This is a genomic window from Aquimarina algiphila (assembly GCF_947494415.1).
Lineage (GTDB): Bacteria > Bacteroidota > Bacteroidia > Flavobacteriales > Flavobacteriaceae > Aquimarina > Aquimarina algiphila.
Genome location: NZ_CANLVC010000013.1, coordinates 1 through 15056 on the forward strand (window position 1 = coordinate 1; position 15056 = coordinate 15056).

Consider the following 15056-nt stretch of genomic DNA (forward strand, 5'->3'; position numbering starts at 1 on the left):
GAGATGGCGTTATTATCCCAGCCGGAGTAACGAGCTTTACAGTAACGAATGGCGGAGAAGAAGATACTATCGATGAGACTGATGAGACCTATACACTGAGTGTTGGCGGTACAACAGGTACCGGAACGATAGAAGATAATGATAACGCACCAACGATTGCCAGTGTGACTAGCGAATCAGAGACCGAAGGCACTGACTTAGTGCATACCGTTACCTTAAGTAATGGGAGTTCAAGTGTGACCAACTTCCCTTTTAGTATTACTGATGTTACAGCTACTGTGACTGCTGATTATGATACCCCACCTACTTTTAGTAATGGTGTAACACTCAATGTTGCCGGAGATGGCGTTATTATCCCAGCCGGAGTAACGAGCTTTACAGTAACGAATGGCGGAGAAGAAGATACTATCGATGAGGCAGATGAGACCTATACACTTAGTGTTGGCGGTACAACAGGTACCGGAACGATAATAGATAATGATGAAACATCTTCATTGTCTCTAATAAAAACAGCGATAACAGATGGGTTTTTAGCAGGGGATGTGATTACATATACATTTACTGTAAGAAATACCGGAAATACTATAATAAGTAATATAGTTATTGATGATGTTTTGACACAAAGTGTAAATCTGCCGGTTGTACCAAGTACATTAGCTCCTAATGAAACAGGAGTGGTAACCGCAACTTATGCAATTACTCAAGCTGATATTAATTTAGGAGAGGTAATTAATAGTGCCACGGTAATTGGACAAAACCCAAGTAATGATGATGTTGTAGATGTATCAGATAGTGGAGATGAAACTATTGATGAAGATGGGGATGGTGATCCGACAAATGATCCAACAATTACCATAATAGAACAATTACCAAACCTTGCATTAACTAAGTTAGGAGTATATGTAGATGCAAACGATGATGAAGTACCTAATGTTGGAGATGAAATTAGATATACATTTACTGTGGAAAATACTGGAAATGTGGACATTAATAATATAATATTAGAAGATCCATTACCAGGAGTGGTGATAGAAGGAGGACCGATTGATTTATCAGTGGGGCAAGCACCAGATACAGCTACTTTTACAGGAGTATATATTCTAACAGAAGAGGATATCTTAAATGGGAGTGTGACAAATCAGGCAACTGTAACAGGGCAAGATATAAATGGTAATGATGTCATAGATGCTTCTGATGATCCATTAAATGATACTGATATTGACTTAGATAATGATGGGGATGCAGAAGATGAAACTATTACTCCGATTGGTGATATATTCGATTTGGAAGACGATATTGTAATATATACCGGAATTAGTCCTAATGGGGATAGTGTTAATGACGAATTTAGAATAATTGGCTTAGAGGATTTCCCAAAAAACACATTACAAATATTTAACCGTTGGGGAGTTAAGGTGTTTGAACGCGATGGCTATGAACAACCAGGTGTTAGTTATTTTGTTGGTATTAGTGAAGGAAGAACAACAATAAGAGAAAAAGAAGAACTGCCTGTTGGAACCTATTATTATGTGCTACAGTATGAAAATAATAATGGAATAAGTAAGTCTAAAGCGGGTTACCTTTATATAAATAAATAAATGTATTTGGAATATTATATATTTGTTATTCCCTAAATCGAATTAAATACTTATGAATAAACTATTAACAATATGTATACTGGTGGCTTTTGGTTTCTCCATGACTACCGTTAGTGCTCAACAAGATGCGCAATATACACAGTATATGTACAATACTATTAGTGTTAATCCTGCATATGCAGGTAGCCGAGGTGTACTTAGTATAATGGGATTGCATAGAAGTCAATGGGTAGGTTTAGACGGTGCCCCACGTACACAAACCTTAACTCTCAATACTCCAATTGGAGACAGCGAACGTTTAGGTCTGGGGTTATCTATAGTAAACGATGAAATTGGACCAACTGATGAAACATATTTTGATATTGACTTTTCTTATACAATACCAACATCAGATACAGGTAAACTAAGTTTTGGAATAAAAGCAGGAGGTCATCTTTTAAATGTAGATTTTCAGCGATTAACGCAGTTTAATGGTAATGATGCTTTGTTTGAGAATAATATAGACAATAAATTTAGTCCTAATGTAGGGGCTGGAGTTTACTATCATACAGATCGTTTTTATGTTGGTTTAAGTGCTCCAAACCTTTTAGAAACAGATCACTTTGATGAGAGTACAACAGATAGTAATAGTACTGCGGTAAGTTTCTTAGCCGAGGAAAGAATAAATTATTATTTAATAGCAGGTCATGTTTTTGATATAAATCAAGATGTTAAGTTTAAACCGGCTGTTTTAACTAAATTAGTCTTTGGAGCGCCATTACAAGTAGATCTTTCTGCTAATTTTTTATTGTATGATCGTTTAACCTTAGGAGCAGCATATCGATGGAGTGCTGCAGTAACAGGTACAATTGGTTTCCAAATATCTGACTCAATGATGATAGGTTTTGCATACGATAGAGAAACTACACAGTTAGGGCAAACACAGTTTAATGATGGAAGTTATGAAGTTATGTTGCGATTCGAGCTCTTTAAAAAATACAATAGAATGTTAACCCCACGTTTCTTTTAATGACGTTTTAAATGTAAATAGTAAATCATGGTCAAATATTTACTTAAACCAATATTGGTTTTTATATTTCTTTTTTTTGTGAGTAATACTCTTATTTCTCAGGAGAAAAAAATGCAAAAAGCCAAAAGTCAATATGATAGATATCAATATATTGATGCTCAGCAAACATATCTTAAAGTTGTTAAAAAAGGATATAGAAGCGCAGATCTTTTTATGAATCTAGGTGATAGCTATTATTTCAATAGTCAATTTGAAGAAGCATTAAAATGGTATGGAGAGTTAGTCGATTCTTATCCAGACCAGGTAGAACCAGAATATTACTTTAGATATGCACAAACCTTAAAAAGTGAAGAAAGATATACAGACTCAGATAAATATATGCAAAAATTTACTGAGCTTAGTGATAATGATCTTCGTGCTGAGTTGTTTAGAAATGGATCAGATTATCTGGAAAAAATTGAATTTCAATCTGGAAGATATGAGATAGAAAACTCATCTGTTAATTCCTTGTTTTCTGATTTTGGAGTTGCTTTTTTTGGTAAAAAGATAGTATTTAGCTCTTCTAGAGATACTTTAGTTTTTAATAAAAATGTTCATCAATGGAATGATCAGGCTTTTCTGGATTTGTTTGAAGCAGAATACGATTCTGTAAATAATACACTTTCTGAAGCAAAAAAGTTCGGAGGAAAATTGAATTCGAAATTTCATGAGTCAACACCAGTTTTTACAAAAGATGGGCGAACTATTTATTTTACAAGAAACAATTTTGAAAAAGGTAGGTTTGGACGAGATCAAAAAGGAACGAATAAATTAAAAATCTATCGTTCATATAAAAATTCAAAAGGAGGATGGACTACCCCACAAAATTTACCATTTAATAGTGATGAGTATTCTGTTGCTCACCCAACTTTAAGTTTGGATGAAAAGACATTATATTTTTCTTCTGACATGCCAGGAGGTAAAGGATTGTCTGATTTGTATAAAGTTGATATTAATGCAGATGGTAGCTTTGGTACTCCAGAAAACTTAGGAGAAAGAATAAATACAGAAGGTAAAGAAACATTTCCTTTTATTAGTGTAAACGATGATTTCTATTTTTCATCAAATGGACATCTTGGTTTAGGTGGTTTGGATATATTTGTTACACGTCTTAACCCAGAAACTAAAGAAGAAAAACTAGTAGTTAATATAGGAAAACCTGTAAATGGTTCAAAAGATGATTTCACCTTTATTGTCAATGATACTTCAAAAAGAGGGTATTTTTCATCTAATCGTCAGGGAGGAAAAGGAGGAGATGATATCTATAGTTTTGTACAGACAGAGGATTTAAAAGATTTTTGTGAGATTACTATAGCAGGGTTAGTTACTGATAAGGATACTAATGAATTGTTACCAGGGACTAAAGTTTCTATTTATGATAATAACAACACACTTATTGAAAGTTTTGTGGTTGGCGATGATGCAGCTTATTCACAAATTGTAAAATGTACATCTAAATATTTTGTACGAGCCGAGAAAGAAGAATATGTGACTTTAGAGAAACTTGTGAATACTTTGGATAAAACACAGACTTTGGATGCCCCACTTGCTTTAGAAAAGAAGATCAAATCGGCTGATATTGGAGATGATTTAGCAAAAGTCTTATCTCTGAAACCTATTTATTTTGATTTTGATGGAGACTATGTACGAGAGGATGCCGCGATCGAACTGGCAAAGGTTATAGAAGTCATGAATCAATATCCAGAGATGAAAATAGAAGTAAGATCACATACAGACAGTCATGGTGATGATGCATACAATTTGGATTTATCAGAAAGAAGAGCAAAATCAACAGTGAAGTATATGATCAGTAAAGGAATATCATCTGATCGATTAGAGGGTAAAGGATATGGTGAAACCAAACCAATTAATGATTGTGGTAATGATACTAATTGTAAAAAAGAAGAATATCAGTTAAATAGGCGAAGTGAATTTATTATTGTAAAATAATTTATAACTTTTATCCTATTGTTTGTAATATAAACGTCTTACTATTGTAAGGCGTTTTTTATATTGTATATCAATTATCAAATTAGGTTTGATATATCATATAGATTATGAATTGCAGGTATGATTTTGTAATTTTGAGGTAATAAAATACAATGAAAGAAGAAAAAGTTATTTTAGTTAACGAAAATGACGAGCAAATTGGGTTGATGCCCAAATTAGAAGCGCATCAAAAAGCAGTATTACACAGAGCTTTTTCAGTGTTTATTATTAATGATAATAATGAATTAATGCTTCAGCAAAGAGCTCTTCATAAATATCACTCACCTGGACTATGGACAAATACATGTTGTAGTCATCAAAGGAACGGTGAAAGTAATATCGAAGCAGGAATACGGCGATTGCAAGAAGAAATGGGATTTACTACAGCGTTAAAAGATTCTGTTTCATTTATATATAAAGCGCCTTTCGATAATGGATTAACAGAACATGAATACGATCATGTACTAATCGGAAAATATAAAGATGATCCTATTATTAATCCAGATGAAGTTGCGGATTGGAAGTGGATGCCTATTGAAGCCATAAAACATGATATTTCAGAACATCCTGAAGTATATACAGAATGGTTTAAAATTATTTTCGAAAAATTTTACTCACATATAACCTTATGAGGATTAAAGCATGTAGAAAAGCGCATTTTAATGCAGCACATCGACTGTATAGAAAAGATTGGAGTGATGAAAAAAACCTTGAAGTATTTGGTAAATGCAGTAATCCAAGATACCACGGTCATAATTATGAACTTATTGTAGCATTAATAGGTGACATTGATCCAGAAACAGGGTATTTGATGGATCTTAAGATTCTTAAAGATTATATCAAAACAGAGGTTGAAGAGTATATGGATCATAAAAATCTTAATGAAGAAGTAGAAGAGTTTAAAGATACAAACCCTACCGTAGAAAATATTGCTGTTGTAATATGGAATAGATTACGAAACAAGATTAATTTAGTATATGATTTGGAAGTTACGTTATATGAAACTCCTCGTAATTTTGTAATATATGATGGTAAATAATTATGGGGTTAAAAGTAGGAGATAAGGTTCCAGAATTTAGTGCAGTTAGAGATAATGGAGAAGATTTTCAGAGTTCTGACATAATAGGTAAAGAAGCTGTAGTGATTTATTTTTATCCAAAAAACTTCACTCCAGGTTGTACAAAGGAGGCTTGTGATTTTAGGGATAGTTATGCCGATTTTAAATCATTGGGAGCAGAAGTAATTGGAGTTAGCTCTGATGGAATAAAATCACATACAAGGTTTAAGAAAAAATATAATCTTCCTTATACTTTTTTATCAGATTCGAAAGGAAAATTAAAAAGACTTTTTGGAGTTAAATCAGAATTATTAGGTCTGTTGCCCGGAAGAGAAACTTATGTTATAGATAAAGAAGGAATAGTACAATTAAAATTTAATAGCATGAATGCTTCCAAGCATTTGGGTAAAGTAATTGCCAAAATTAAAGAAATCATGGCAGTGTAGTCCATAAAAGAGATAATTTAATCACTAAAGGAGTTTTTACAAACTGATATTAAATTGAAAACACTAATTTTGCATAAAACAAATTTGAAATGGCAAACAAAAGAGATCTTAAGAAAGATATAAACTACGTTTTAGGAGATATTATAGAAGAAGTTTATGTGTGGGAACTAAATAACCCTGGAAAAGACAATGCATCAGGAGAGGCTATTATTGATGAAGCAATAACGTCATTTGATGGATTTATGGCAAGAGCAAACGAACGTAAACTTGAAAATCCAGCAAAACATTTTAAATCGCTTCGAGAAGATTTAGAAAAAACAGCTAAGGCTCTGGTAGAAAAAGTAAATTCTTTATAAAATTTTATTAAAAAATATTTGTAAAAAGGGTTGTAGAAATTATATTTGCAACCGTTTTTGCCGATATAGCTCAGCTGGCTAGAGCAGCTGATTTGTAATCAGCAGGTCGTGGGTTCGAGTCCCTCTATCGGCTCTATAAAGTTCTAAATGTAAAAGTTTAGAACTTTTTTTATTAATAAACTATCCGCTTTTGAGGACGAGAAGTAGTCGAAGGGTTAGTTCTATATAAAAAAGTCCTGAATATATGTATTCAGGACTTTTTTTATCCGATTGATCTTTAGATTTTTCTGTTTTAGGAAAACTCAATGTCAAAAAAACAAAGTGAAATTCTAAACATTTTTTAAATACAGCAACCGTTTGATGCGTGATATGAACACCCTGGAGTATAAGTAGCTCCACAACTAGGGTTGTTTAATGCAACATGAGTTGTTGTACAGCATTGTAATGCCGGATCACAACATCTTCGAAGTATTGGTCTAAGACCTCCATTAATTGCTTTTTGCTGATCCTTTTTCAGTTTTTTTGTTCCTTCTAAATTTAAAATGGTTTTTAACATGATTCTTAGGTTTTAAGTTTCAATGTTAAATTAAGAAAAAAAGTAATCAATGAGATACTGGAATACCTCAATTAACAATTTATAACAAAGACTTATAAAATTTACTTAAAAAAGGTTTCAGAAATTAAATTGGATTATTATTTTAATGAATCGTTTTGAGCTTCAATCAATGCTTCTTTTGCTTTTCGATCTTTGATATATTTGATCAATTGCTTCCCATAAAGTGATTTCTTTACTTTTGGACTTAGTGATTTTGCAATAGTATCCAAGAATTTTATATTAGCATCATAAACCTCATTAAGCGTTATATAAGGAGCTACTTCTAGTTTTCTGTTGTTTACAGCAAAATTAATGGTATATAGATACTTTTGGCGTACTAACTTTTTGTATGCCTCATCATTTTCCATTAGTTTTTCCTCGTCTTTTTGCTTACTAGCTTCAAAATCCTCTTTAATTAGCCTTAGATTTCGTTCATTAAATCGTTTAAGCATTTTTTTATACTCAAGAAATTTCATCTGATTTTTACCACCAGTTATTTTTATATCATTTTCAAAATCATTGAGAGAAGTAGTAATGGTAATCTCTCCAGGTTCTGCAAAGAAATCAATACGGTCATTATATTGTGCTCCATCATCTTTGTCAAGATATAGATAATGAATTTCTGGTTCTTCTATTTCAGATGTAAACATAAACTCAGAATTTCCTTCTATTACAATAGAATCTATATTTACTAAAATTGTATCCTGGATTCTCTGTAAGTAAATAGTACCTTTTTTTAACCCTTTTATATTACCTGTAATGGTAACGTTTCCTTTTTTAGGAGAACTACAGTTCATTAAGAAAATGAATGAAAATAATATGATCGAAAAATACTTCATTTATAATTTTTTGGTTTTTTAATTGGGATCACAAATATGCTACAATTTAGATTGAAATACTAACTTCCAGAAGCGATTTGCATCAATATTGTACATAAAATAGCACCATAAGTACCTACTACATATCCAAAAACGGCTAATAGTACACCAACGGTTGCTAATGAAGGATGAAATGCAGCAGCAACTACTGGAGCAGAAGCGGCTCCTCCCACGTTAGCCTGACTACCAACTGCAAGGAAAAAGTAGGGAGCTTTTATCAATTTGGCTACACCTATAAGTAGTACAGCATGAATAGTCATCCACACTAAACCAATGGCAATAAGTCCTGGGTTTTCGAAAATCATACCTAAATCCATTTTCATACCAATTGTAGCTACCAAAATATAAATACAAATACTACCTAATTTACTAGCTCCTGCACCTTCATATTCCTTGGCTTTGGTAAATGATAATACAATACCAATAGCCGTTGCAATTGTAATCATCCAGAAAAATTTAGAAGTGAATGATGCTAATGCAGAGGTTCTATCATTAAAGATTTCAAAGTTATTAGATAAGAGATTAGATATTCCGTCAGCTCCCCAGTGTGCTAGTCCTACAGTCACAAATGCTATAGAAAGCATAATCATATAATCTGTTAAGGATGGGTTTCTTGTAATACTATCAGCATAGGTTGATACTTTTTGTTTAAGAGCTTCAATAGCACTATTGTCTGCCTTTAACCAACGATCTATGCGATTACTTTTTCCGATACCAATTAATAGAATAGCCATCCATATATTAGCTACCACAATATCTACTAATACCATACCTCCATACTTGTCGGGATTGTATTCATAAATTTCTAGCATTGCCGCTTGGTTAGCACCACCACCAATCCAACTGCCAGCAAGCGTAGATAAACCTCTCCACACCGCATCAAATCCTGCTCCACCTACAGTTTCTGGCGAGAATATAGAGATGAGTAGTATAGCCAAAGGGCCTCCAATGATAATACCAATTGTTCCTGTAAAGAACATAATTAATGCTTTTGGACCTAAGTTAAAGATACTTTTAAGATCTATACTTAATGTCATTAATACCAATGAAGCAGGGAGCAAATATCTACTGGCGATGTAGTATACATTAGAAGACTTTTCGACTAAATCTCCATTTGCATCTAATTCCTTCCAGTCTGGAGAGATGATACCTAATGAATTAAAAATTGCAGGAAGTAAATAACATAATAGCACTGTAGGAACAAATTTATAGAATATGGTCCAGAATTTTGTTTTAATAGAAGAGGTGTAAAATACCAACCCTAAACAAAGCATTATAATTCCAAAAACAATAGTGTCATCTGTAAAAAAAGGTGAATTCTCCATTATGAGGTATTTAATTTTAAATGATATTGTTTATGAAACAGATTAATTTAGAAATTATAACTTTTAATCATTAATCCATTTCTTTAATACTATTTTTTGTTGTTCAGAAGCGTTTGGGTTGAGCTCAATTATAATTTTTTCTACGGTAGGTTCGATTACTTTGGATTTAAGAATTATGATCTCATCATTCCTTTTGATCTTAAACGTTATTTGATCCCCTATTTTCCATTTATTAGAATCACCAAATAAGTCATAGATATTCTTAAGCTTATATTTTTTCTTATTAATACTCAGTAAAACATCGCCTTGAGTAACTCCAAGCCCTTTTAAAAAACTATTAAAAGGGGTGTCTGAAGTAAAAATAACTTCCTTGGTAGCTTCCAGCCCTGTTACAAATGGTTGTTGTTCAAAGATGAAATAGGAAGATGGAATGTTTTTTAATCCATATTTTACCCCAGCTTTTTTCAAATAGAATTCATAATCAATAGGAGTGTTTCCCACAACGTGTTGCTGTAAAAATGCACTAATTTCTGGGTAAGATACTTTTTCTATGGTTTTGATCAATTCATCATCATCAAATGGAACATCAATACCATATGTAGTCGATAGATTTTTGATCAAATCTAATATACCATAAGAACCATTACTTTTTTCGCGCATGATAATATCAATACACATAGAGATTAATGCGCCTTTTTCATATACATTCCTATAATTTTTACGATACGGATCTTTAAGAATGTTTTTACTCATTGTAGTAAAAGACATGGTATTATCAAATGCTTTAGAAGCTTCTATTTTCTCATAGATCCTTTCAAAAAAGTCTTCTTTGGAGATCAGGCCTTGCGAAATTTGAAATAATAGGGAGAAGTATTCTGTGGTACCCTCATACAGCCATAAATGTTTAGACATTTTAGGTGTATTATAATCAAAATCACGAATTTCCTTAGAATGTATAGTCAAAGGTGTTACAATATGAAAAAACTCATGTGACACGACATCGGTAAGGGATTTATTAAGTCTATCATATGAAAGCGACTCAGGAAGGACAACCACTGTAGATGTATTGTGTTCTAGTGCTCCAAAACCTCTCGCATCATTTGATTTTGAAGAAGAAAGATACAGTAAAATACTATATTTTTGGGTCGAATTAATATTACCAAGAAAATTCTTTTGTGCCCTGATCACACGTTCGATCTGGGGCATTAATCTCTCTGCTTTATGAGTCGAATTATTAGAGTAGACGCTTAGTAATACGTTTATTCCATTTACAGTAAATGTAACTGTATTCTCTGCATTAGAATACATAATTGGATGATCTGCAACTTCTGCATATCGGTCAAAACTAAAGAAATCAATCTTATCTGAAGCTGGGTTAGCTTCAGCATTTTTTATGATGTTTTTTTCAAGTGAAGTAGAAGCCTTTAAAGATTCAGGGTGTTTTATAAATAAATTGTATTTGTTTTCTTTCATTCCATCAAAATAACCAATGAATGCGTACAGATTTAAAATGAAATTTTTGTCTTTCAAAATATTAGAACCTGTAGGCGAGAAAACATCATGAGTAGTTTCAGAATCAAAAGTATCGTTGACCCAATATGTTATTTTGCTAAGTTTACTTGCATTATTTATTTTCCAACGATTATCACCAAATTTTTGTGCATATAGTGGATTACCTAAAGCATCATAGGCTTTGAAATCTTCAACATATTTTCCATAGCTATTATTTTGATAAGTCCCGGGAACGATTTTTGGAAGATAGTAGCTTAAAGTATCTGCATCCAGATTGTTTACTTTGATTTCTACTTTTACTTTATCATCTACTACATTAATAAGATCTATTGAAGCAATAATGGGCAAAGTATTTATTTGGGCTATAGGCTGCTCTGTTGTTTTACAGCCCGAGGACAGGTTAAATATAGCAAATGCAAATACTAGTGTTGTTATTTTTTCAATCGTTCTTTGCACAGTTATAGAATATTTTTTTTAATATAGGTTGCTACTCCATCTTCTTTTCCAGAAAGGGTAATACTATCTGCTATTTGTAATGTTTCTGGTTTTGCATTTGCCACAGCCACACCAGTACCTACTGCTTTAAGCATAGCAATATCATTATAATTATCTCCAAATGCAACTGTATCTGCGATAGGGATATTAAAATGAGAGTTGAGCAAAATTTCAATTGCTGTTAGTTTTGAAATACTTTTATGTGCTATTTCAATGTATGTAGCTTTAGAACGATAGAGATGTAATATATCTCCAAAATTTTGTTCTAAAAACAAATACGCTTCGTCAATGTAAGTTTCTTCACCCATACACATAATTTTATGTGCGCCTATATTATGATCTTTCCATTCCCGAATTACACTTTTTGTAGGTTTTACAGTGGGATTGACTTTTGTATTATTTGCTTCTCGATTAGCCCAAAAATCCATTTTTGGGACATACCAATCATCATTGTGATATAAACTAATATGAAATTTTTGCTCGCTATTAAAATCATTAAGCTTTTCAATAATATCTGGTGTGATAAAAGTTGAATGAATAGGTTTATGATCAACTAAGATTAAACCACCATTATAGCATATTATAGGTTCTGTTGTAATATCTAATTCTTGTTGTAGGTGAATCATTGCGCTGGGCATACGAGAAGAAATCAGTATTACAGGTATTGTGTCTTTAATTCTTTTAATTTCTGAAATCGTGAATTCTGAAAGTTCTCTTTCAGCGTTTAATAACGTTCCATCAATATCAGAGAATACAATGCGATGTGGCATTAAGCGTTTTGGGATTTGGTTAAATAATTTTCTAATACACTATTGATTTACAAAGTTAGCGATACTGCTGATAACTTCTGGCATAATTTTTCGCCAGGATTCATTATAAGATTTATGATTTTCTAATCTATTTCCTTTAATTTCTTTTAAAATATGATTCATGTTCTCTACAATAGTATACTCTGCCTGGGGAGCAGATTCTTTTAATTTTTCTGCTTGTGATAATTCTACTTGTATATCTTTATCTCCATGAATAATTAATATTGGTATTTCTAATTTTGAAATTTCTTCTGACGGATCATATTGTATCCATGATCTCATAAAAGGTTGTAGATTATATCCAAAAATAGATTCTAGAGCAGGATCATAACCTGTAGCTCTTCCGTTTTCTTTTAATTGCTTAAATGCTACAGATGCACTTTTATCTAATCCAGGTGCTTGTCTTGCTATTTGTTCTATAATTACCTGATCGATAGATAAAGCATTACCAGCAATCGAAATGAAACCATCAACATTAGTTTGAGCAGCTATCATTCCTACTAGTGAACCTTGACCATGACCCAAAAGAATAATTTTCTTATAGTTCTTGTTTTTGGTAAAATAGTTCACCACAGATTTAGCATCTTCGATATAATGATCAAGAGAGATTTCATGCTCCCGGATGCCTAGAGCGTCTATTCTAAAAAGTCTTTTGTCATATCGATAGGTTGCTATTCCTGACTTAGCTAATTCATACGCCAATCGCTTAAATGTATCATTTTTAGACATTCTATCGTTGCCATCTCTATTAATAGCACCAGAATCCATTATAAAAATAACCAAGGGGACATCCTGATCAGAATAGGGTGTTACCAAAGAACCTTCTAAAAACTTGTTTATTTTAACTATTGCAGAATTAAATTCTTTCTCTTGAGCCATGCAGGTAAAGGTCATCAGGATAAGAAATAGAAAGACTTTGTTTTTCATGGTTCCATAGATTTATTATGAGGTAAATAAGAAATAAGTGTTTATTATAATTGACACTAATAAATGAAACGATAAACTGGGTGGCATATTTTGATTTGGGTAAATTGCTTTTTTATAGTTTTCAATTCTAAGAGTTATTATCTCATTATTTTTTAACGTAACACTAACATACCCTTTTTTATCTTTGCTTCAAAATTATAAATAATGAAATGAGTATGGATGCGATTTTTTGAGGTTTCGAAAATAATTTCTATACAAATTATCCTATCAAAGAACTAAAAACAATAAACAATACATGAAACATCAATATAAGATACTTCTTATTCTATTAATAATTACTACTTCTGGATTTTCTGCAGAATATGATTGGGGTAAAAAAGGACATCGAGCTACAGGTCAGATTGCAGAAAGATATTTAAGTAAGAAAGCAAAACGCAATATAAATAAGCTTCTAAAAGGACAAAGTTTAGCTTTGGTTTCTAATTTTGCAGATGATATTAAAAGTGATAAGAAATATAAAGGATATAGCCCATGGCATTATGTCAATTTTTCTTTTGATAAAAAATATGGAGAGGATACCCCTAGCGAATTTGGAGATTTAGTACAAGGGATAGAAAAATGTATTATGGTACTTAAAGATGAACAATCATCTGAAGCAGATGCAGCATTTCATTTGAAAATGTTAGTGCATTTTATTGGAGATTTACATCAACCTCTTCATGTAGGTAGAGGAGAAGATAAGGGTGGAAATGATATTCAGGTGCGTTGGTTTAGAGATGGATCCAACTTGCATCGGGTTTGGGACAGCGAGATGATAGAGCATTACGGGATGAGTTATACAGAATTATCTGTTAATACAGATATGTTGTCTAAAACTCAATTAGAAGCGATTCGGGATGGTTCGGTTTTGGATTGGGTTCATGAATCGCAAGCGTTAGCAAAACAAGTATATAACTCGGCAGAAGTAGGTGAAAAGTTAGGATATCAGTACATGTATAACTATTTTCCATTGGCACGTAAACAACTACAAAAAGGAGGAATACGATTGGCAAAGGTTCTAAATGAAATTTTTGGTTAGAGAACACAAAAAGAAACAATAAGAGTTTGTGTTGATCACTAGCTAATAGTGATTTCTTTACGATATTGTTTTGGGGACATAGAAAAATGTTTCTTGAAGGTCTTAGTAAGGTGACTCTCATCCGTATATCCTAATTGATATGCAATTTCTGCAATGGTAAATTCGGTATGTTGTAAACGATATTCGACCAATTTCATTTTATATTTTGTCACATACTGATGGATAGACTCTCCTGTTTTTCTTTTAAAATAAGTGCTAATAGAGCTTTGAGACATGTTAAATTTATCAGCCAGAAAACCTATCTTAGTAAGATCATTATCATAAACATGTTGTCTGATATGACTTAAGATTAAATCAATTTTGCTATGTCCAACAGGAACATCTCTATGATTAGAATTATATTTTTCAGAAATATTACGAACAATTATGCTTAAAATAGTACTTATTGCATTTGAGATAATCTCTTGGTAATATATTTTCTCATTTTTAAATTCTTCCAAAACAACATTATGAATATCCCAAATAATGCTTCTGTCTTCTTCATGAGATATAACATCTCCGGGAATGATGTTAGGATGATGGAGCAGTTGTTCAATACGCTGTAACCAATATTTTCTATCGGGTAAGTTGATTTTACCAGAAAATAAAAGCTCAGTGAATTTAAAATATGTGAAATTAGTACGTTTTTCGATTTCGAAGTGATGAGTATCTTCTGGAGCTAATAAAAAAATGTCATTTTCTTTATATGAAAATCTAATATCATTAATGGTATGGTAGCCATTTCCTTTGTCGATAAAAATGATTTCAAAATAATTATGATTATGAGGTTCTGCTTCCCATTCATCAATAGAATATTGATGTACCACAAAAGTCTCATGCAAGGTATAACGGTTCATAACATTTTTTTAACATTTTAAAGTTACAAAAATAAAATCAATAAAAT

At 32.0% G+C, this 15056-nt stretch carries 15 protein-coding genes and 1 tRNA gene; 9 read left to right on the top strand and 7 right to left on the bottom strand.

Going from position 1 to position 15056, the window contains the following annotated elements:
- The 8 genes from PQF96_RS26965 to PQF96_RS27000 form a co-directional block, all read left to right on the top strand.
- Window positions 1–1598: DUF7507 domain-containing protein (locus PQF96_RS26965; RefSeq protein ID WP_271770069.1), on the top strand; the 1598-nt coding region annotated here is incomplete at its 5' end.
- Window positions 1599–1650: 52 nt separating this feature from the next.
- Entirely contained in the window at window positions 1651–2607 is a 957-nt protein-coding gene (locus PQF96_RS26970; protein ID WP_271770071.1) for a PorP/SprF family type IX secretion system membrane protein, read from the top strand.
- A gap of 27 nt (window positions 2608–2634) precedes the next feature.
- Window positions 2635–4596: an OmpA family protein gene (locus PQF96_RS26975; protein ID WP_271770073.1), complete on the top strand. Its 1962-nt coding sequence runs from the start codon at window positions 2635–2637 to the stop codon at window positions 4594–4596.
- Between the two features lie 152 nt (window positions 4597–4748).
- Window positions 4749–5267 (top strand): isopentenyl-diphosphate Delta-isomerase, encoded by a 519-nt coding sequence (gene idi / locus PQF96_RS26980; RefSeq protein WP_271770075.1) that lies wholly within the window; start codon window positions 4749–4751, stop codon window positions 5265–5267.
- The gene (locus tag PQF96_RS26985) at window positions 5264–5674 is read left to right on the top strand and encodes a 6-pyruvoyl trahydropterin synthase family protein (protein WP_109437967.1); all 411 of its coding nucleotides are present in this window, start codon (window positions 5264–5266) and stop codon (window positions 5672–5674) included. Before idi ends, PQF96_RS26985 begins: the two co-directional genes overlap by 4 nt.
- A 2-nt stretch (window positions 5675–5676) precedes the next feature.
- The gene (locus PQF96_RS26990) at window positions 5677–6138 is read left to right on the top strand and encodes a peroxiredoxin (protein WP_271770077.1); all 462 of its coding nucleotides are present in this window, start codon (window positions 5677–5679) and stop codon (window positions 6136–6138) included.
- An 89-nt stretch (window positions 6139–6227) separates the two neighbouring features.
- Window positions 6228–6494 (top strand): hypothetical protein, encoded by a 267-nt coding sequence (locus tag PQF96_RS26995; RefSeq protein ID WP_109437969.1) that lies wholly within the window; start codon window positions 6228–6230, stop codon window positions 6492–6494.
- 59 nt (window positions 6495–6553) lie between these two features.
- Window positions 6554–6627, top strand: a tRNA-Thr gene (locus tag PQF96_RS27000).
- Window positions 6628–6834: 207 nt separating this feature from the next.
- Here PQF96_RS27000 and PQF96_RS27005 read toward each other — a convergent pair.
- The 6 genes from PQF96_RS27005 to PQF96_RS27030 all read right to left on the bottom strand — a co-directional run bounded on the left by PQF96_RS27005 (window position 6835) and on the right by PQF96_RS27030 (window position 13035).
- On the bottom strand, window positions 6835–7050 hold the full coding sequence (locus tag PQF96_RS27005) for a hypothetical protein (protein ID WP_109437970.1): 216 nt from the start codon (window positions 7048–7050) through the stop codon (window positions 6835–6837).
- Window positions 7051–7187: 137 nt separating this feature from the next.
- Window positions 7188–7928 (bottom strand): DUF4369 domain-containing protein, encoded by a 741-nt coding sequence (locus PQF96_RS27010; protein ID WP_109437971.1) that lies wholly within the window; start codon window positions 7926–7928, stop codon window positions 7188–7190.
- Between the two features lie 59 nt (window positions 7929–7987).
- Window positions 7988–9292: a DUF819 family protein gene (locus PQF96_RS27015; protein WP_271770079.1), complete on the bottom strand. Its 1305-nt coding sequence runs from the start codon at window positions 9290–9292 to the stop codon at window positions 7988–7990.
- 63 nt (window positions 9293–9355) lie between these two features.
- Window positions 9356–11260, bottom strand: a complete 1905-nt coding sequence (locus PQF96_RS27020) for a M61 family metallopeptidase (protein ID WP_271770081.1) — start codon at window positions 11258–11260, stop codon at window positions 9356–9358.
- Window positions 11261–11262: 2 nt separating this feature from the next.
- Window positions 11263–12069: a Cof-type HAD-IIB family hydrolase gene (locus PQF96_RS27025; protein ID WP_271770083.1), complete on the bottom strand. Its 807-nt coding sequence runs from the start codon at window positions 12067–12069 to the stop codon at window positions 11263–11265.
- Between the two features lie 39 nt (window positions 12070–12108).
- Window positions 12109–13035 (bottom strand): alpha/beta hydrolase, encoded by a 927-nt coding sequence (locus tag PQF96_RS27030; protein WP_109437975.1) that lies wholly within the window; start codon window positions 13033–13035, stop codon window positions 12109–12111.
- A 295-nt stretch (window positions 13036–13330) separates the two neighbouring features.
- Between PQF96_RS27030 and PQF96_RS27035 the strand changes: the two genes are divergently transcribed.
- Complete coding sequence (locus PQF96_RS27035) at window positions 13331–14113, top strand: S1/P1 nuclease (RefSeq protein WP_271770085.1); 783 nt, start codon at window positions 13331–13333, stop codon at window positions 14111–14113.
- A gap of 38 nt (window positions 14114–14151) precedes the next feature.
- Here the strand turns inward: PQF96_RS27035 and PQF96_RS27040 are convergent, their stop codons facing one another.
- On the bottom strand, window positions 14152–15009 hold the full coding sequence (locus PQF96_RS27040) for a helix-turn-helix domain-containing protein (RefSeq protein ID WP_109437977.1): 858 nt from the start codon (window positions 15007–15009) through the stop codon (window positions 14152–14154).
- Window positions 15010–15056 lie beyond the last annotated feature (47 nt).